The 18,639-nt window shown below is 73.0% G+C and carries 17 protein-coding genes; 6 read left to right on the top strand and 11 right to left on the bottom strand.

What is annotated here, in order from left to right:
- Positions 1-50: 50 nt before the first annotated feature.
- The 5 genes from ACIPJI_RS04615 to ACIPJI_RS04595 form a co-directional block, all read right to left on the bottom strand.
- Positions 51-3,206 (bottom strand): efflux RND transporter permease subunit, encoded by a 3,156-nt coding sequence (locus tag ACIPJI_RS04615; protein ID WP_402244460.1) that lies wholly within the window; start codon positions 3,204-3,206, stop codon positions 51-53.
- A 143-nt stretch (positions 3,207-3,349) separates the two neighbouring features.
- Positions 3,350-4,039 carry a response regulator transcription factor gene (locus tag ACIPJI_RS04610; protein WP_356623146.1) on the bottom strand — a complete coding sequence of 230 codons (690 nt, stop codon included), beginning with the start codon at positions 4,037-4,039 and terminating at the stop codon, positions 3,350-3,352.
- A complete protein-coding gene (locus ACIPJI_RS04605) occupies positions 4,036-5,277 on the bottom strand; it encodes a sensor histidine kinase (RefSeq protein WP_356623144.1) in 1,242 nt (413 codons plus the stop codon). The genes ACIPJI_RS04610 and ACIPJI_RS04605 overlap by 4 nt, the downstream gene beginning before the upstream one ends.
- A 185-nt stretch (positions 5,278-5,462) precedes the next feature.
- A complete protein-coding gene (locus ACIPJI_RS04600; protein WP_356623143.1) occupies positions 5,463-5,747 on the bottom strand; it encodes a hypothetical protein in 285 nt (94 codons plus the stop codon).
- Between the two features lie 38 nt (positions 5,748-5,785).
- Positions 5,786-6,583, bottom strand: a complete 798-nt coding sequence (locus ACIPJI_RS04595) for a PspA/IM30 family protein (protein ID WP_189476324.1) — start codon at positions 6,581-6,583, stop codon at positions 5,786-5,788.
- A gap of 272 nt (positions 6,584-6,855) precedes the next feature.
- Between ACIPJI_RS04595 and ACIPJI_RS04590 the strand changes: the two genes are divergently transcribed.
- The 3 genes from ACIPJI_RS04590 to ACIPJI_RS04580 all read left to right on the top strand — a co-directional run bounded on the left by ACIPJI_RS04590 (position 6,856) and on the right by ACIPJI_RS04580 (position 9,411).
- Positions 6,856-7,455, top strand: a complete 600-nt coding sequence (locus tag ACIPJI_RS04590; RefSeq protein ID WP_307705965.1) for a DUF3043 domain-containing protein — start codon at positions 6,856-6,858, stop codon at positions 7,453-7,455.
- Positions 7,456-7,550: 95 nt separating this feature from the next.
- The gene (locus ACIPJI_RS04585) at positions 7,551-8,264 is read left to right on the top strand and encodes a class I SAM-dependent methyltransferase (protein WP_373465403.1); all 714 of its coding nucleotides are present in this window, start codon (positions 7,551-7,553) and stop codon (positions 8,262-8,264) included.
- A gap of 70 nt (positions 8,265-8,334) precedes the next feature.
- Positions 8,335-9,411: a S1C family serine protease gene (locus ACIPJI_RS04580; RefSeq protein WP_402244457.1), complete on the top strand. Its 1,077-nt coding sequence runs from the start codon at positions 8,335-8,337 to the stop codon at positions 9,409-9,411.
- Positions 9,412-9,722: 311 nt separating this feature from the next.
- Here ACIPJI_RS04580 and ACIPJI_RS04575 read toward each other — a convergent pair whose 3' ends face one another.
- On the bottom strand, positions 9,723-9,926 hold the full coding sequence (locus ACIPJI_RS04575) for a hypothetical protein (RefSeq protein ID WP_189476333.1): 204 nt from the start codon (positions 9,924-9,926) through the stop codon (positions 9,723-9,725).
- Positions 9,927-10,022: 96 nt separating this feature from the next.
- Here ACIPJI_RS04575 and ACIPJI_RS04570 point away from each other — a divergent pair, with 96 nt between their 5' ends.
- Complete coding sequence (locus ACIPJI_RS04570) at positions 10,023-11,222, top strand: bifunctional adenosylcobinamide kinase/adenosylcobinamide-phosphate guanylyltransferase (RefSeq protein WP_402244455.1); 1,200 nt, start codon at positions 10,023-10,025, stop codon at positions 11,220-11,222.
- An 86-nt stretch (positions 11,223-11,308) separates the two neighbouring features.
- Positions 11,309-12,394 (top strand): nicotinate-nucleotide--dimethylbenzimidazole phosphoribosyltransferase, encoded by a 1,086-nt coding sequence (gene cobT / locus ACIPJI_RS04565; protein ID WP_356623139.1) that lies wholly within the window; start codon positions 11,309-11,311, stop codon positions 12,392-12,394.
- 114 nt (positions 12,395-12,508) lie between these two features.
- Here the strand turns inward: cobT and ACIPJI_RS04560 are convergent, their stop codons facing one another.
- Positions 12,509-13,264, bottom strand: coding sequence for a hypothetical protein (locus ACIPJI_RS04560; RefSeq protein WP_356623137.1), 756 nt, complete (start codon positions 13,262-13,264; stop codon positions 12,509-12,511).
- Positions 13,265-13,341: 77 nt separating this feature from the next.
- Here ACIPJI_RS04560 and cobS point away from each other — a divergent pair, with 77 nt between their 5' ends.
- Complete coding sequence (cobS, locus tag ACIPJI_RS04555; protein ID WP_402244453.1) at positions 13,342-14,136, top strand: adenosylcobinamide-GDP ribazoletransferase; 795 nt, start codon at positions 13,342-13,344, stop codon at positions 14,134-14,136.
- 73 nt (positions 14,137-14,209) lie between these two features.
- On the opposite strand, the gene ACIPJI_RS04550 is transcribed toward cobS, so the two are convergent.
- The 4 genes from ACIPJI_RS04550 to pelF are packed head-to-tail and all read right to left on the bottom strand — an operon-like array spanning position 14,210 to position 18,604.
- Positions 14,210-15,031, bottom strand: coding sequence for an endo alpha-1,4 polygalactosaminidase (locus ACIPJI_RS04550; protein WP_402244452.1), 822 nt, complete (start codon positions 15,029-15,031; stop codon positions 14,210-14,212).
- Entirely contained in the window at positions 15,028-15,660 is a 633-nt protein-coding gene (locus tag ACIPJI_RS04545; RefSeq protein ID WP_307705972.1) for a spherulation-specific family 4 protein, read from the bottom strand. Before ACIPJI_RS04545 ends, ACIPJI_RS04550 begins: the two co-directional genes overlap by 4 nt.
- 14 nt (positions 15,661-15,674) lie before the next feature.
- Entirely contained in the window at positions 15,675-17,108 is a 1,434-nt protein-coding gene (locus tag ACIPJI_RS04540; protein ID WP_402244450.1) for a hypothetical protein, read from the bottom strand.
- Positions 17,105-18,604: a GT4 family glycosyltransferase PelF gene (pelF, locus tag ACIPJI_RS04535; protein ID WP_402244448.1), complete on the bottom strand. Its 1,500-nt coding sequence runs from the start codon at positions 18,602-18,604 to the stop codon at positions 17,105-17,107. Before pelF ends, ACIPJI_RS04540 begins: the two co-directional genes overlap by 4 nt.
- Between the last annotated feature and the right edge of the window lie 35 nt (positions 18,605-18,639).

Here is an 18,639-nt window from a genome sequence, read left to right as displayed (position 1 = left end):
CCGCAGCCGGTCGGCTGCGGGGCCCTGGTGCGTGAAGGAACAGACGGAAGCTAGGCGTTCGACGGCTCCAGGGACGTCTCGTCCGTCTCCGCGGGCTTCGCGGCCTCCCGCTTCGCCGCCCGCTTGGCGCGGCGCCGCTCCTTGCGGAGCTCCACCATCGCGTACAGCGTCGGCACCAGCAGCAGGGTCAGCAGCGTCGACGTGATCAGACCGCCGATCACCACCACCGCCAGCGGCTTCGCGATGAAGCCGCCCTCGCCCGTGACACCGAGCGCCATCGGCAGCAACGCGAAGATCGTCGCCAGGGCCGTCATGAGGATCGGGCGCAGCCGGTGCCGGCCGCCCTCGACGACGGCCTCGACCACGCCAAGTCCCTGGGCCCGGTACTGGTTGATCAGGTCGATCAGCACGATCGCGTTGGTGACCACGATGCCGATGAGCATCAGCATGCCGATCATCGCCGGCACGCCCATCGGCGTACCCGTCGCGACCAGCAGGCCGATCGCGCCGGTCGCGGCGAACGGGATGGAGACCAGCAGGATCAGCGGCTGGATCAGCGACCGGAACGTCGCCACCAGCAGCATGAAGACGATCGCGATCGCCGCCAGCATCGCCAGGCCGAGGTTGAGGAACGCCTCCTCCTGGTCCTCCGACACGCCGCCGATGGAGGCGGTCGCACCCTCGGGCAGGTCCAGCGCCTTGATCTTCGACTGAAGCGCGGTGCTCACCGCGCCGGTGTTGTCGCCGGTCGGCTTCGCCGTGATCGTCGCGGCCCGCGAGCCGTCGATCCGGGTCATCGAGACCGGTCCGGGGACCAGCTTCACCTCGGCGATGTCACCGAGCTTCACCGGACCGAGCGGCAGCGCCTTCAGCTCGTCCATCGTCTTCGCCGGCTTGGCGGAGGTGATGACGATGTCCCGCTCGGTGTCGGCCAGGAGCGCCTTGCCCGACGGGGTGCCGCGGACGGCCTGGCCGACGGCCATGCCCAGCGTGGCGTCGGTGAAGCCGGCGTCGGCCGCCTTCGGTGTGGCCTTGACGGAGATACGCGGCACGGACTGGGCCAGATCGCTCTGGACGTCGGTCACGTCATCGAGCTTCGCGACCTCTGCCCGTACCGCCTCCGACGCCTTCCGCAGGGTCCCGGAGTCGGACGCCTTCACCACGACACTCAGGTCCTGGCTGCCGAAGCCGTCACCGGCGGCGATGGTCGTGTCGCCGACGCCGTCGAGCTTGCCGAACTCCTCGTCGAGGTGGTCGCGGACCTTCTCGTACGACGCCGCGTCCTTCAGCGTCAGCTGGTACGAGGCCTGGTTGGCGCCGGTGCCGCCGCCGAAGGCCGCCATGAAGCCGGAGGAGCCGACGGTGACCTGGTAGTCCTTGATCTCGTCGACGCCCGCGAGGACCTGCTCGACCTTCTTCGCGGAGGCATCGGCCGCCTCGAGGCTGGTGCCGGGCGGCAGTTCCTGCTTGACGGACATGACCTCCTGCTCGCCCTGGTCGAAGAAGTTCGTCTTGAGCAGCCCGGCCATGCCGAAGGTGCCGAACAGCACCACGACCGCCAGGGCGACACTCGTCAGGCGGCGGCGGGTCGCGAAGCGCAGCACGGGGACGTACATCCGCTGGAGCCGGCTCCGCGCCTCCTTCTCCTCCGCCTTTCGCCGGGCCTCTTCCGGGTCCAGACCCTGCACGGCCTTGGGGGCACGCAGGAACCAGTACGACAGGACGGGGACGACGGTCAGCGAGACGAGCAGGGACGCCAGCAGCGCGGCGGTGACGGTCAGCGAGAACGAGCCGAACAGTTCGCCGACCATGCCGCCGACGAGACCGATGGGCAGGAACACCGCGACGGTCGTCAGCGTGGAGGACGTGACGGCGCCCGCCACCTCCTTCACCGCTGTGATGATGGCGCTCTGCCGCTCCTCGCCGTAGCCGAGGTGACGCTTGATGTTCTCCAGGACCACGATCGAGTCGTCGACGACCCGGCCGATCGCGATGGTCAGCGCGCCGAGGGTGAGCATGTTGAGCGACAGGTCACGGGTCCACAGCACGATCAGTGCCAGGACGACGGACAGCGGGATGGACACCGCCGTGACCAGCGTCGAGCGCAGCGACGCGAGGAAGACCAGGATCACGATGACCGCGAAGACCAGGCCGAGCGCGCCCTCGGTGGTCAGGCCGGAGATCGACTTGGAGACCGCCGGGCCCTGGTCGGAGACGACGGTGAGCTCCGCGCCCGCCCCGAGGTCGGCGCGGAGGCCGGGCAGCTTGTCCTGGACCGCTTCCGAGATGGCGACGGCGCTGCCGTTGTTGTCCATGGTGGCCAGCACGGCAAGGCTGGGCCTGCCGTTCGTACGCGTCAGGGAGACCCGGCTCGCCTCCGTCTGCTCGACGGTCGCGATGTCACCGAGGCGTACGGGCTTGCCCTTCGTGCCCTGCGCGGGCACGATCCGCAGGTCCTCGATCTGCTGCAGGCTGGTGAAGCCGCCGCCGACCTGGACCGTGCGGCTCTTGCCGTCCTCGGAGAACGACCCGGCGGGCATCGTCGCGCCGCCCGTCCTGAGCGCCTCGGAGAGCGCCATGGTGTTCAGGCCCGCGGCGGCGAGCTTGCGGTCGTCGGGGGTGACGGAGACCTGGAGGTCCTGGACGCCGTCGATCGAGACCTGGCCAACGCCCTCGATGTCCTCGATCGCCGGTACGACGGTCCGCTCGAGCTGGTCGGCGAGCTCTCCCAGAGCCTCCGGCCCGGGGGCGCCCCCACGCTGGTCCTTGCCCGAGGACGCGGCGAGCACGACGGTGGGGATGTCGTCCGTCGACCCGGCGATGACCTGCGGGTCCACCTCGTCCGGCAGTTGGGCGCGGGCCCGGTTCACGGCCTGCTGGACGTCGGCGACGAGCTGCTTGCCCCCGTCCCCGTACTCGAAGGTCGCCATGATGACGGCGCTGCCCTCACTGGCCGTGGACGTGATGCCCTCGATGCCGTCGACGGCCTTGATGCTCGATTCGAGCGGCTCGACGACCTGCTTCTCGACGACATCGGGCGACGCGCCCTGGTAAGGGGCGAGCACCGAGACCATCGGGAGCTCGATGGACGGCAGGAGCTGCTGCTTGAGCTGCGGGACGGCGATCGCACCGAAGACGATCGCGACGATGGACATCAGCCCTATCAGGGCCCGTTGCGACAGGCTGAATCTGGACAGCCAGGACATGGGGTCTCTCTTCTGTGGCTTGCGCGGGGACGGGCACCAAGGCCCGCCTACACCTTCGGCCACAAGGAGAGGCCGTTCCCTAGCCCCCAGGTCCCGTTCCTTACGCCGCGCATACCGCAGCTGGAGTACGCGCGCCCTACGGCTCACTCCACCCTTGGACGTACCAGTCCCGACTCGTACGCGGTGACCACCAGCTGGGCGCGGTCGCGGGCGCCCAACTTGGCCATGGCGCGGTTCACATGGGTCTTGACCGTGAGCGGGCTGACCTCGAGCCGGGTGGCGATCTCGTCGTTGGAGTGGCCGCCGGCCACCAGCACCAGCACCTCGCGCTCGCGGACGGTGAGCGCCGAGAGCCGCTCGGAGAAGTCCCCGGCGTGCCGGCCGTCGTCGTCCGCGGCTCCGCCCTGCGCGAGGAAGGTGGCGATGAGCCCCTTGGTCGCGGCCGGCGACAGCAGTGCCTCGCCCGCGGCGGCGACCCGGATGGCGTTCAGGAGTTCGTCCGGCTCGGCGCCCTTGCCGAGGAAGCCGGAGGCGCCGGCCCGCAGCGACTGCACGACGTACTCGTCGACCTCGAAGGTCGTCAGCATGACGATCCGTACGTGCGACAGCTTTGGGTCCGCGCTGATCTCGCGGGTGGCGGAGAGCCCGTCCGTACCGGGCATCCGGATGTCCATCAGGACCACGTCGGCCCGCTCGGAGCGGGCCAGCGCCACCGCCTGCGCACCGTCGGCCGCCTCCCCGACGACCTCCATGTCCGGCTCGGAGTCCACCAGGACCCGGAACGCGCTGCGCAGCAGCGTCTGATCGTCGGCGAGCAGCACCCTGATCGTCATCTGTCCTCCCCCGCGCGGGCGGCCCGCACCTTGAGCGGCAGTATCGCCTGCACCCGGAAGCCGCCTCCGTAGCGGGGTCCCGCGGTGAGGGTGCCGCCGAGGGCGGTGACCCGCTCCCGCATGCCGAGCAGACCGTGGCCGCCGCCGTCGGAGGGACCGGCCGCGTCGGCGGGGCCGTTGTCGATGACGGTCACCTCCAGCGTCGAGCCGACCCGCACCACGCTCACCTCGGCCTTGGCGTCCTTCCCAGCGTGCTTCTGCACGTTGGTCAGCGCCTCCTGGATGATCCGGTACGCGGCCAGGTCCACGGCCGCCGGCGGCGGGTCCCCCTCATCGGCGCGGGCGACCTCGACGGGGAGGCCGGCCTGACGGAACGTGGTGACCAGTTCGTCGAGGACCGCGAGACCGGGCGCGGGCGCGGTGGGCGCCTCCGGGTCCCCGGACTGGCGGAGCAGCCCGACGGTGGCACGCAGCTCGTTCAGCGCGGAGCGGCTCGCCTCCCGTACGTGCGCGAGCGCCTCCTTGGCCTGGTCCGGACGCTTGTCCATGACGTGGGCGGCGACCCCGGCCTGCACATTGACCAGCGCGATGTGGTGCGCGACGACGTCGTGCAGATCGCGGGCGATCCGCAGCCGCTCCTCCGCGACCCGGCGCCCCGCCTCCTCCTCCCGCGTCCGCTCGGCGCGCTCCGCCCGCTCCCTCATGGCGTCGACGAAGGCACGCCGGCTGCGCACGGCGTCACCGGCGGCGGCCGCCATCCCGGTCCAGGCGAAGATGCCCAGGTTCTCCTGGGTGTACCAGGGGCTCGAGCCGAAGGCCATCGCGGCGGCGGTCAGCACGGTCATCGTCAGCAGGCCGACCCGCCAGGTGGTCGGGCGGTCGGTACGGGAGGCGACGGTGTACAGGGCGATCACGGCGCTCATCGCGACGGGGGCGGCCGGGTCGCCCGTCACCAGTTCGACGACGGACACCGCGCCGGTGACCAGCAGCACGCCCATCGGCTCGCGCCGCCGGAAGACGAGCGCGCAGGCGGCGACCAGCATCAGGACCGCGCTGCGCGCGTCGGGTGTGCGGGTGCCGAAGGTGGGGCCGTGCGGCCCGTTCGGATCGGCGAAGGAGCCGGCCACCATGCAGATCAACGCGGCCACGGCGAGGGCGCCGTCCAGCGCCAGCGGGTGCGCGCGCAGCCAGTTGCGGACGCGGTCGTACCGGGCGGCGAATGGGGTCACGTCAGGCAACGTTACGGCGTGGGAAGGGGTGGCGGAGCACGGTGGCGGGGGCGACCGCTGAGCGGGGCCGAACCGGGGGCTCCGCCCCCGTGCCCGTACCGCAAACGTCGGCGAGGCTGACTTGGTCAGCCTCGCCGGCGCAGTGAGGTACGGCAGGGGCGCGCGTGTTGGAGTGCGGGCGCGGGCGCCGGCCGCTACGCCACCGGGGGGATCAGGCCGCTCTCGCCGAGGAGTTCACGGACCTCCTCCAGCGTCGCGTCCGGCGCGGGGAGGATCAGTTCGGACGGTTCGAGAGAGGCGTCGGGCAGTGGCTCCCCCAGCTCCCGGACCTTCTCGAGCAGCGCGTGCAGGGTCCGGCGGAAGCCGGCCCCGTCGCCGCTCTCCATCTCCGCGAGCAGTTCGTCGTCGAGCTTGTCGAGCTCGGGGAGGTGGCTCTCCGCCACCTCGACCTGGCCCTCCCCCATGATCCGTACGATCATGACGAGTCCTTACTCTCCGTACTGGTCCGGACTGACGGTCACTGCTTGTCGAACTTGTGCGGGCTGCTCTGCTGCTGCGCGGCGTCCTGCGAACCTGCGGCGCCGCCCTCGATCGCCTGCTTCGACGCCGGGCCGCCGGCCAGTTCCGCCTTCATCCGCTGGAGCTCCAGCTCGACGTCCGTGCCGCCGGAGAGGCGGTCCAGCTCGGCCTGGATGTCGTCCTTCGCCAGCCCCGACTGGTCGTCGAGGGCGCCGGAGGCGAGCAGTTCGTCGATCGCGCCGGCCCGCGCCTGGAGCTGGGCGGTCTTGTCCTCGGCGCGCTGGATCGCGACGCCGACGTCGCTCATCTCCTCCGAGATGCCGGAGAACGACTCCGCGATCCGGGTCTGCGCCTGCGCCGCGGTGTAGGTGGCCTTGATGGTCTCCTTCTTGGTGCGGAAGGCGTCGACCTTGGCCTGGAGCCGCTGCGCGGCGAGCGTCAGCTTCTCCTCCTCGCCCTGGAGGGTCTGGTGCTGGGTCTCGAGGTCGGTGACCTGCTGCTGCAGCGCGGCCCGGCGGGACAGTGCCTCGCGGGCCAGGTCCTCACGGCCGAGGGCCAGCGCCTTGCGGCCCTGGTCCTCGAGCTTCGAGGACTGTCCCTGGAGCTGGTTCAGCTGCAGCTCGAGGCGCTTGCGGGAGGTCGCCACGTCGGCGACTCCGCGGCGGACCTTCTGAAGGAGCTCCAGCTGCTTCTGGTACGAGTAATCGAGGGTCTCGCGCGGATCCTCGGCCCGGTCGAGGGCCTTGTTCGCCTTCGCGCGGAAGATCATCCCCATACGCTTCATGACACCGCTCATGGGCTTCGCGCGCCCCCTTCTGACGGACTACGGCTTCAGCACTCCAACAGAACCCACAGTACGGGCCCTGCATCCATTACCGCACTGTTCGAGCGCGGATGCGCTCATCCCCAAGGACGACTGCGTACGGCTCCGATCCGGCGCAAGGAGTAGGTGGCTGTCAGGGGAGCTGTGCCCGCCGTCCCGTTCTGTCCCTTACGGACGCACGCCGTTGCGGGATCGTTCCCCACCAGGGTGGGGTCCATGCCCCGCAACCCGTACCCTTGGGTTTTGTGTTCCGTAGCCGTTCCAAGGAAGAGAAGGCCCCCACCGGCAAGGTGACGGCGGACCTCTCCAAGCAGCCCCGCGACCCCGAGGCCCCCAAGGGCCGCCCGACGCCTAAGCGCAGTGAGGCACAGGGCCAGCGCCGCCGTGCCTCCAGTGGTGCGCCGCAGGACCGCAAGGAGGCGATGAAGCGCCAGCGTGAAGCCCGCCGTGCCGACCTGGCCAGGCAGCGGGAGGCTCTCGCCAGCGGCGACGAGCGTTACCTGCCGGCCCGCGACAAGGGCCCGGTGCGGCGCTTCGTCCGCGACTTCGTCGACTCCCGTTTCTGCATCGCGGAGTTCTTCCTGCCGCTCGCGGTGGTGATCCTGGTGCTGAGCATGGTCCGGGTCGCCCAGCTGCAGAACATCGCGCTGCTGCTCTGGCTCGGCGTGATCGTGCTGATCGTCGTGGACTCGATCGGTCTGTCGATCCGTCTGAAGAAGCAGCTCCGCGAGCGCTTCCCCGACGAGCCGAAGCGCGGAGCCGTGGCCTACGGCCTGATGCGTACGCTCCAGATGCGTCGGCTGCGCCTGCCCAAGCCGCAGGTCAAGCGCGGAGAGCGGCCCTGAGCACCGATTCGTCGCAGCCTGGCGGCTTCACGCCGGAGGCGTCCGCGAACTGGCTGGCCGGTGCCGGCGGCCTGCGCAACACCGTCCGCCAGGAGCTGGTGGCCCGGCAGCTCGAGGAACAGATCACGTCGCGGTATCCCGTCGGCCAGCGGCTGCGGGTGCTCGACGTCGGCATGGGCCAGGGCACCCAGGCCCTGCGCCTGGCACGCGCCGGGCACACGGTCACCGGCCTGGAGTCGGACGCCGTGATGCTGAAGGCCGCCCGTGAGGCACTGTCGGGCGAGCCCGCCGGTATCCGCGAGCGGGTCCGGCTCGTGGAGGGCGACGGCCGGGACACCGGCGTGCACTTCCTGCCGGGCAGCTTCGACGTGGTCCTCTGCCACGGCGTGCTGATGTACGTGGAGGAGCCGGACGGGCTGCTCGCCGGCCTGGCCAGGATGCTGGCGCCGGGCGGGCTGCTGTCCCTGCTCGTCCGCAACGGCGACGCCCTGGCCATGCGGCCCGGAGCGGCCGGGGACTGGCAGTCGGCGCTGGACGCCTTCGACACGGACACCTACACCAACCGCCTCGGCCTGAAGGTGCGCGCCGACCGGCTCGAGGCACTCACGGCGACGCTGGACGGCATCGCCGCGCCGCTGCACGCCTGGTACGGGGTGCGGATCTTCACGGACCACGTCGGCAACGACGTCGAACTCCCCGCCGCCGACGAGCTGCACCAGGTGCTGACGCTGGAGGAGCGCGCCGGACGCACCGACCCGTACCGCAGGGTGGCGGCGCTGCTGCACCTGTGCGGAGTACGGCGGATCTGACTCTGGCGCCGCCCCCTGATCGGCGGTGCACCGCAGGCACCGGCCGGGCGGCCGTAGAGATACTCCGGGCATGGACGCATCTCCCCGCCCGGCCCGTCGAACCCTCCGGCTGGCGGCGCCCACGACAGCCGTTCTCTGCGTGGCCGCCCTGGCCGCCGGCTGCTCGCCGGCCGCCGGGCCGGAGCCCGTGTCCTCCAGCCGGGCCGCCGCCGCCCCGGTCGCCTCGAGCGAGCTCGAGGACGACTACCGGGAAGTCATCGCGAACGTGCTGCCCTCCGTCGTCCAGATCGAGGCCGGGGAGAGCCTCGGCTCCGGCATCGTCTACGACGACAACGGCCACATCGTCACCAACGCGCATGTCGTGGGCAGGACGGAGCGCTTCAAGGTCACCGTCGCCACCGGTGAGCAGCCGCTGACCGCGACGCTGGTCTCCGCCTTCCCCGAGCAGGACCTCGCCGTCGTCAAGCTCGACGCGGTCCCCCCGGGCCTCAGGGCCGCCCGCTTCGGGGATTCCTCCGAGGTCGCGGTCGGCCAGATCGTCCTGGCCATGGGTTCACCGCTCGGGCTGTCCAGCAGCGTCACCCAGGGAATCGTCTCCGCCGTGGGCCGCACGGTCAGCGAGAGCAGCGAGGGCGGCGGGACCGGGGCGACCCTCGGCAACATGGTGCAGACCTCGGCGGCGATCAACCCGGGCAACAGCGGGGGCGCGCTCGTCAATCTGAGCAGCGAGGTCATCGGCATCCCGACGCTGGCCGCGTCCGACCCCGGCCTCGAAGGCAGCGCCGCGCCCGGCATCGGATTCGCGATCCCCGTCTCCATGGTGCGGACGGTCGCGGACCAGATCATCAAGTACGGCGAGGTCAGGGACTCCGGCCGGGCCGCCCTCGGCATCACGGGCCGCACCGTCCTGGACGACGACTACCGCCCGTCGGGCGTCGCGGTCGCCTCCGTGGCCGGCGACGGCCCGGCGGCGAAGGCGGGGATCCGGGCGGGCGACATCATCACGAAGCTGGACGGCACGGAGATCACGACGATCACGTCCCTGGCGGAGGTGCTGGCGTCGAAACGACCGGGCGAGGAGGTCTCCGTGACGCTGGAACGAGGGGGTCGGGAGCGGGCGGTGACGGTCACGCTGGGCGAGATCTGACGGGGTCGTGAGCGGGGTTCTTCCCCCACCCCGCCCCTCCCCGGAACCGGTGCTCCGCCCCGGACCCCTGGCGTCGGGGGCTCCGCCCCCGCCGCCCCTCAGACGGCAACACCGCACCGCCGGACCGTGCCGGAAGCCGCCCGGCCCCTACGCCTTGCCCCGGACGCCCGGTCCGACGGAACCGGCCCCCGCCCCACCGCAGGCCGGGCGGCCCGCCCAAGGACGCCACGCTCTCGTACCGGGCCCGGTACGAGAGCGTCACACCCCCGGCCGGGCCCGGCCGAAGCGTCGCCCCCGCAGGGCTGCGGGGCTCAGGACTCGTGGAGGCTCATCGGGCCGTAGATCTTCGTGTCGTCCTCCGAGAGGACGACCTGGTCCGCCCCGCCCTCCTGGAGTTCCTTCCAGTGCTCGCCGATCCAGGATTCCGCGTCGCCCTGCGTCGTGAACTCCTCCGGCTCCACCGCCGGCTGGACCTCCGTACCGTCGGACTTCTCGAACCGCCACGTCCACGCCATGTGCGCCTCCCACGTCCCTAGGGCAAGCTGATCAGTTTGCTGCCCGCAGCGTAGCCGGGCGCGCACCGCTCGGGGCGAGACGGCAGGATCAGAGGCGTGGAACTGACTCTGCTCGGCACCGGCGCCCCCGCCGGCCTCCCCCGGCCCGACTGCCCCTGCGCCGTGTGCGCCACCGCCCGCGGCCCGGAGGCGCGGGCGGCAACCGCGTTGCTCGTGGACGGGGCGCTGCTTCTTGATCTGACGCCGGGCGCCGCGCTCGCCGCGGCGCGTGCGGGGCATTCGCTCGTCGGCGTGCGGCAGGTGCTGTTGACGCACCCTCATGACGGTCCGCCCCTGGACCTGCCTGCGGGGCTCCCGACGGCGGGGAGGGTGCCGGACGGGCGGGAGTTGACGCTGATCAGCGGGCACCGGGTGCGGGCTCTGCCGACGGACAACCCGGGCACGGGTTACGAGGTGACGTCCCCGGACGGCGACCGCCTGCTGTATCTGCCGCCGGGCGCGGCCCCTGCGGGGCTCGCGGAGGGGCGGGCGGCGTACGAGATGGTCGTGGCCGATGTCGTGGGCCGTCCGGACGCGATCGCCCGGTTGCGGGCGTCGGGGGCCATCGGGGCGACGACGGACGTGCTCGCCGTGCATCTGGACCACGACGCCCAGGGCGGCCCCGAGTTGACCCGTCGTCTGGCGGCCGCGGGCGCCCGTGCGGTGCCGGACGGGACGACCCTGATCGTCGGCGAGTACCACGCGGTGCCGGACGTGCCCCGGCGGACGCTGGTGACGGGCGGGGCGCGTTCGGGGAAGTCGCTGGAGGCGGAACGCCGGCTGGAGGCGTTCCCGGACGTGCTGTACGTGGCGACAGGCGGGGCCCGGGAGGGCGATGCGGAGTGGGCGGCCCGGGTCCACGCGCACCGTGAGCGCCGGCCGGGTTCGTGGCGTACGACGGAGACGTGCGATCTGGTGCCGCTGCTGGAGGCGGAGGGGCCGCCGCTGCTGATCGACTGTCTGTCGCTGTGGTTGACGGACGCCATGGACAAGACCGGCGCCTGGGACGACGAACGGTGGGCCGCGGAGGGTGAGCGGGCGCTGCGGGAGCGGGTCGGCAAGCTGGTCGCTGCGGTCCGGGCGACGGCCCGTACCGTCGTGGCGGTGACGAACGAGGTGGGTTCCGGGGTGGTCCCGGCCACGGCGTCCGGGCGGCGTTTCCGCGACGAGCTGGGCCGGCTGAACGCGGCGTTCGCGGACGAGTGCGAGCACGTGCTGCTGGTGGTCGCGGGCCAGGCGCTGGTGCTCCGCGGCTGAGGTCCGCTCGAGGCGGGGCCGGGCCTCCATGGCACGGCGCCCGGCTGGCCGTCCGCGCGTCGGCGGGTGCCGGTACTGTTCGGCGAATGAGCAGGCTGAATCTCGACGACTTCTCCGAACTGATCGAGCGCCCGGACAGCGGTACCCGGCGTGACGCCGAGGAACGCCGGGAGCGGCTGATCGTGCCGCCGGGTGCGCTGGGCCGTCTCGACGAGCTGGGCGAGTGGCTCGCCGCCGCGCAGGCGTCCGTCCCGGTCAGGGCGATCGAGCGTCCGCGTGCGGTGCTGTTCGCCGGCGACCACGGCGTCGCGGAACTGGGCGTGTCGGCACGGGAGTCGGGCACCGCGCACCGGCTGGTGCGGGGCGTGCTGGAGGGCGCGAGCCCGGTGGCCGTGCTGGCCCGCCGGGCGGGCGTGCCGGTGCGGATCGTCGACGCGGGTCTGGACTGCGACCCGGATCTGCTGCCGGAGGAGGTGTCGCGGCACCGGGTGCGGCGCGGCAGCGGCCGTATCGACATCGAGGACGCGCTCACTCCCGAGGAGGCGGAGCAGGCGGTGCGCCTCGGCATGGCGATCGCCGACGAGGAGGCCGACTCGGGTACGGATCTCGTGGTCCTCGGTGACCTGAGCGTGGGCGGTACGACGCCGGCGGCGACGCTGATCGCGGCGCTGTGCGGCACGGATGCGTCCGTGGTGACGGGGCGCGGCGGGGCGGGCATCGACGACCTGGCCTGGATGCGCAAGTGCGCGGCGATCCGGGACGCTTTGCGGCGGGCCCGGCCGGTGCTGGGCGATCAGCTGGAGCTGCTGGCGGCGGTGGGCGGCGCGGACCTGGCGGCGACGACCGGGTTCCTGTTGCAGAGCGCGGTGCGCCGGATGCCGGTGATCCTGGACGGCGTGGTGTCGGCGGCGTGTGCGCTGGTGGGGCAGCGGGCGGCGTTCCGTGCGCCGGACTGGTGGATCGCGGGCCAGGTGAGCGGCGAGCCGGCGCAGACGAAGGCGTTGGACCGGATGGCGCTCAATCCGGTGCTCGACCACGGCGTGACGGTGGGCGAGGGGACGGGCGCGCTGTTGGCGCTCCCGTTGGTGCAGGCGGCGGCCGCGCTGGCGGCGGAGTTGCCGGAACGGCCCGGGCCGGCGGAACCCGAGGCGGCGGGGACCGAGGCGCTGTGACGCACGGCGGCCGAGGGCTTTCTCGAGGCGCCCGGCCTGCCCCGGTGGACGCACCGCCGGCACCTGGAGGGAAGGCGCCGTGAACCGCGCGGCGCCGGAGCCTGGGCTCCGCGGTCACGGCTCGCGGGGCGGCACCCGGTCCGGCGCCCCGCCGATCAGGTCCTGGAACGCCCGGCGCGGCCTCACCCAGCGCCGGTCGTGGCGGATCGAACGCAGTCTCGCCCTGGCGCGGGCCTTCGGGCGGCGCCGGTAGAACCTGCGGGCCCAGTACGACTCCGGGCGGGCGAGCCGTACCGCACCGACCAGCGCCACCACCGGTACGAGCACACCGAGCAGACCCATCCTGGTCTTGCCCTTGAGGAGGGCGATCAGGGCGAAGAGCAGGTTGCCCACCACGGTGAGGATCACGCCGACGCGGTTCTGGCGTTCGTCCGGTGTCAGCTCGTCGACGCCGAGCGGTACGGAGCCGCCGAGGACCAGCAGCGCGAGGGCGGTGGCCAGCACGACGACCTCGACGCTCTTGCGGCCCTCTTCGGTCCAGTAGACGTCGTCCAGATGGAGAATCAGGGCGAACTCGTCGAGGACCAGTCCGGCTCCCATTCCGAAGATCACCGCGCAGACGGCGGCGCCGACGCCGTGTCTGCCGCTGCCCACGGCACCGAAGCCGCCGACCAAGGTGAGAAGCACTCCGGGCACCACATGATGGATGTGCATCCCGCCGGGAGTGACGTTCTTGAACGGCCCCCGGCCCGCCCTGATCAGCCGGGTGACCATGCGTGTGAGCAGGAACGTGAGCACGAAGGAGGCCAGCGCGAGCAGCATCGGCAACTTCCCGGGTTCCAGGATGTTGCGGTAAAACCAGTGACCCATGCCACCCGCTCCCGTTTAGAACGCTTCGCGCATTATGCGCAATTTACCGCCACAGGGCTCGGGCTACCCTTCGCGCGATGACTCCTCGGACCGCCGCCGCGGCCTCTGCGCACGGCATACGTTTCGCTTTCGGCACCCTCACCGTGCTCCCCGTCCGTGTCACCCGCTGGGACCGCGACGCCGCGCGTGCCGGGATGCTGTGCGCGCCACTCGCGGGGCTCGTGGTGGGGCTGTCCGCCGCGGCGGCCGGCGGGCTTCTGGCGCTGCTGGGTTCGGGGCCGCTCCTGGCCGCGGTGGCCACGGTGGCCGTGCCGGCCGTACTCACCCGGGGTCTGCATCTCGACGGGCTCGCGGACACGGCCGACGGGCTCGGCAGCGGCAGGCCCGCAGAGGACGCGCTGCGCATCATGAAGCAGTCCGACATCGGGCCGTTCGGCGTGATCACGCTGCTGTTCGTCCTGCTCGGGCAGGTCGCGGCGCTGGCCGAACTGTACGCGCAGAGCTGGGCGCTGGGCGCGACGGCCGCGGCGCTGACCGCCGTCACCGCCCGTCTCGCGCTGACCCTCGCCTGCCGTCCCGGTGTCCCGCCGGCCCGCCCCGAGGGCCTCGGGGCGGCGGTCGCGGGGGCCGTTCCGCTACGGGCCGCGCTCGCCGTGGGCGTCGTGGTGGGCGTCTTCGCGGCGGGCGCGGGCGCGCTCTTCGGCCCGTACGGCGCACTGCACCACGCCCTCGCGGTGGCGGCCGGTCTGCTGGCCGCCCAGCTGCTGCTGCGGCACTGCGTGCGGCGCTTCGGCGGAGTGACGGGTGATGTGTTCGGGGCACTCGCGGAGACGGCGGGAACGGTGGCACTGGTGGCGCTGGTGCTCGGCTGACCGCCACCCGCTGCCCGCTGCCGGCTGCCCCACTGTTCGCCGGCAGGTCACCGCGCACCGCTGAGGCGTCGCGTCACGGGCAGGGCTCGCGCCACACCCCCAGGTCGTACTTCTTCAGCATCGAGCTGAGGCCGAGCGCCCGCGTCGTGGGGCAGAACTCCCGTGTCGGGAGCTCGTACTCGACGTGGAAGACCGCCTTGCCCGCGCGGACGAACGGGCTGAGCGCGGCGCACTCGTCGTGCTCCGCGCACTGCTCGTTGACCGCGAAGTCGAAGTCGCCGACCAGTTCGGGGATCTGGTCGAGGTCGTTCTTGAGGCCGACGGACAGGCCGCGTTCCTGGGCGAGGCGGGCGATCAGGCGGTTGTAGCGGAGCTGGTCGCCGGCCGTGAGGGGGAAGCCGGTGCGGTTGGCGTAGCCGTCCATGTTGTCCGGCTCCACCGCGTCGAAGCCCTTGTCCCTGCACATGTCGAGGCGTTCGGCCATCAGCGGTTCGAGGAGGTCGGTGCGGCGGATGTCGAGCCAGCGCTCGCCCTCCCAGCCGTTGCCGCGGCCGAGGAGCGACTTCGGGAACCGGTCGGCGTCGGGGCGGAAGTCCTCCCAGGCGCCGGTGGAGAGGTAGCAGATGACCTTGCGGCCGCGACGGTGCAGGTCGGCGACGGCGGAGGCGGGGTGGTCGAAGCCGTCGATGTCGTAGACCGGCACGTCGACGGTCGGATCGAGGCGGCCGCTGAGCTGCCACTGCCACGCCAGGCCGGGACCGGGCAGCCACCGCTCGTCGGCGGGCCTCACCGGCCGGGGAGGGAGCGTCGGACCGCCCGCCTCGTCGGGCGCGCTCGTGCATCCCGCGAGCAGGGCCGCCAGGAGGACGAGGAGAAGGAAGGGCGAACGTTTCACCGGGCGGGCTCCAGATGGTGCGGGAGGGTGCCCCAGGGGTGGGCGCCGGTGCCCGGGACGACGCAGTGGACCGCGGCGCCGGCGCGGGCGCCGGGCGGGGCCGCGTAGACGAGGTGGCAGAACCGTTCCGGCGGGTGGGCCGCGGTCCAGGACGGGATGCCGGCGGCCCGGTACGCGTCCCACGGGCCCTCGAAGGTGACCAGCAGATCGGCGAACTCGGCGTAGCCCGGGTCGGGATGCACGCCGTGGTTGAGGGCCACGGTGGCCGCGCCCGCCGACCGGGCCTCCGTCACCAGCCGCCGGTAGTGGGCCAGGGTGCCCGCCCCGGAGCAGACCTGGTCGAGGAACGCGCCGTCGGCGCCGTACCAGTCCCGGTGGCGCAGCAGGTCCCGCACGACGTCGGCGTGCGGGCGGCGGCCGTAGTCCGTGTCGGTGTAGCCGAGTACGCGCACCCCCGCACGCCTGAGCCGCCCGGCGACCGCGGCGAAGGCGGGATCGGGTGCGGTGCCGGGCCCGTCGGCCGGATTGAGGACGACGCCGTAGAGGCGGGACGCGGCCGCGACGACGGCGTCCCAGGCGTCCGGCCGGTCGGCGGGGTGCTCGTAGAAGGGAACCAACAGGCTTTTCACGGGCGCTTCCTGAGTCAGAGACGGTGGGCGGTGGCACGGCCCAGCAGAACACGGACGAGTACGGCGAGCACGGAGGCCGACGCGGCGGCCACGCACAGGCCGACGATCGCGGGGCCGCCGGTCCCGGCGAGCAGCGCGAGGGTCTGCACGGCGGCGGCACCGGCGCAGACCGCCGCGACCTGGTTCGCCGCTCCGCACGACTGGAGCAGCAGCCCCGTCCACAGCACCGCACCGACGAGCAGCAGGGTGGCCGACCGCACCCCGCCGAACGCGGGGGCACCGGGCCACAGCACGGTCCCGGCCACCGCGAGGACGAACAGGATCGCGAGATACCCGCAGAGGCACTCCGCGAGGACGGCGGCGGTGCACCGGCGGAACTCCCCAAGTGCGGTGCTCACGCGCAGCCCGGCGACGGTCCCGTCGCGGAAGCGGCGGAGCAGCCATTCGGCGGGGCCCATGCTCAAGGTCAGCGCCACGGCGGCGGGTGCGGCGACAGCCGCGCCCGGTCGGCCCGCGAGCACGTCCCCGAGAGCGGTGTACAGCACCAGGGTTCCGGCCCCGAGTCCGAACACCCCGTACGGCACGGACGCGAGGACCCGTGGCCGGTGCGGCTGCCGGGCCCGTGCTGTCGGCGCTCCGGGCCGGGCCCGCGCCCGTCGGGCCGGTCGACGGACATGCTCCTGGCCGGTCACGGCGGCCTTCGGGCGCGTGGCGTGGACCGCCAGGACCGTGGCCGCCGCGAGGGACGCCGCCAGGAGCGCCGACCGGGACCACGGGGGCAGGTCGTCGAGAAGGGTCAGCGCCGTGGCCCCGGCCGTCGGCAGGAGCGCGTACAGCAGCGCGCGTTCCCGGCCCAGCACCAGCAGGGCCGTCGCCGCCGACACGTACAGCGCCTGCGCCGACGCGAACACGGCGGCGTGCCACTGGCCCGGCCCGGCACTCACGACGGCGGCCGCGGTGCTCAGCAGGGTGCCCGCCGCGGCGCCCGTGCGCAGGCAGCGGAGCGCGGCGGGCCGGTCGCCCAGTGCCAGCCAGGAGTGCGCCCGGTGGGACAGCGCCTGGTTCCAGGCCCAGCCGGTGAGCGCGCCGGCCAGCAGCGGGCCGAGGGCCGCGCCCTCGAGCAGCGGGGCGGCCGGTACGTACGCGAGGCCCGGGAGAGCGAAGACGAGGCCGCGCAGCAGACAGCCGAGGAGCCCGGTCCACCACGGGTCGGCGGCGGGTGGGGAAGGCTCCGGGTAGCGGCGCGGGACCCTCTCGTGGAGCGCCTCGGCGAGCGCGAACGAGTCGGCGCGGCCGTAGGTGCGGCGGATGTGGTCGTCCGTCATGCCGTCCGATTCGAGGACGGCGGCGATCTCGTCGGGGTGGACGGCGTGGGCGATCACGCCGTCCATGCGGTGGGCGAGTTCACCGAGCGGGTCGGCCGGAGCTGTGGGTGGCGCTCCGGTCACGGCAGTGCCGCCTCTGCGGTCTCCGCGAACGCCACCCCTGCGGCGGCCTCCGCGACCGGAAGTGTCACCGGCTCAGGGAACCCCGCCAGTTCGAGATAGATCCGGCGGAACGCGTCCACCGAGCGCCGGAGCGTGAAGCGGTCGACGACCCGCTGCCGGGCGAGCCGGCCGAGCTCTGCCCGCCGTCCGGCGTCCCGCAGCAGGCCGAGCGTCGCCTCCGCCATCAGCGCGGGCTCACGCGGCGGCACGACGAGGCCGGTGTCGCCGACCGCCTCCCGGACCCCGCCGACATCGGTGGACACGGTGGCACGGCCGCAGGACATCGCCTCGATGAGCGAGAAGGGGAACCCTTCGCTGATCGAGGAGAGCAGCACCACGCTCCCCGACGTGTAGGCGCGCGCCACGTCGCTGACCCGCCCCTCCCACCTGATGCCGTCCACGACCCCCAGCTCGGCGGCGAGTTTCTCCATCCGGATGCGGTACGCCTCACCGCCGGCGGGGACGCCGCCGAACAGCCGGAGCCGTACGTCGGGGAGTTCGGCGCGCACCATCGCGTAGGCCCGGATCAGTGTCCGCAGGTCCTTGATGGGGTCGATGCGGCCGGCCCAGGCGATCGTCGGCACCTCCGGTTCGGGGCCGGCGTCGGGGAAGGCGTGCGGGTCGACCCCGTTGTAGACGGTGCGGAGGCGGTCGTCGGGCGCGCCGCCCCGTTTCTCCCACCGCCGGTTGTACTGGTTGCACGGGGTGATGAGGTCGGCGCGCCGGTAGCCGAGCGAGCTGAGTTCGCGGTAGAAGCCCAGCATCAGCGCCTTCACCGGCGCCCGCTGGGCCTCGCCGCGGTACCAGAGGTAGCGCTCGCGGAGGTAGATGCCGTGCTCGGTGAGCAGGAACGGCACGCCGTCGAAGTGCTGGGCGGCCAGCGCCGGCAAGGTGGCGAGGCCGCCGCTGACGGCGTGGGCGATCGAGTCGTCGGGTATCCGTGCGGCGAGCGGCCGGAGGGTGTGCTCCAGCAGGTCGAGGGCCGTGAGGGCATCGTGCACGGTGGGCCGGGCCACGGACAGCTCCAGGTGCGGCATGGCCCAGGTCCACATCAGCGACCGCAGCGCGGACTCGGAGCGGAGCGCCGCCGTCAGCTGCCCGGCGCGTGCGTAGCCGGCGAGGCCGTCCAGCGCCTCACCGAAATCGCAGCCGGCCGACGGGTCGAGGATCGACAGCAGGAGGTGTTCGTAGACGCCGAGGAAGCGCTCACGTTCCCGCCGGGGCAGCCGGCGGCGGGCCGGCTCCGGCCCCCACAGGGGGAACGCCGTGTGCCGGTAGACGTTCCGCGGCATCTCCCAGGGGACCGGCTCGCGGCCGCCGCCGGTGAGGGAGACGATCCGGAAGTCGACCTCCGGCATTCCGCGCACCAGCTGGTCGCACCAGGTGGAGACGCCGCCGTGGGCGTGCGGATAGGTGCCTTCGGTGAGCATGGTGACATGACGGCCGCAGCTCGGCATGGATGGTGTCCCCCCAGGACGGTGGTCGGCGGTGC

The sequence above is a fragment of the Streptomyces sp. NPDC086835 genome (genome assembly GCF_044745705.1).
In the GTDB taxonomy this organism is placed as follows: Bacteria; Actinomycetota; Actinomycetes; order Streptomycetales; family Streptomycetaceae; genus Streptomyces.
Note: the sequence above shows the minus strand (reverse complement) of the source record. Positions and strands in the feature narration are given on the sequence as shown.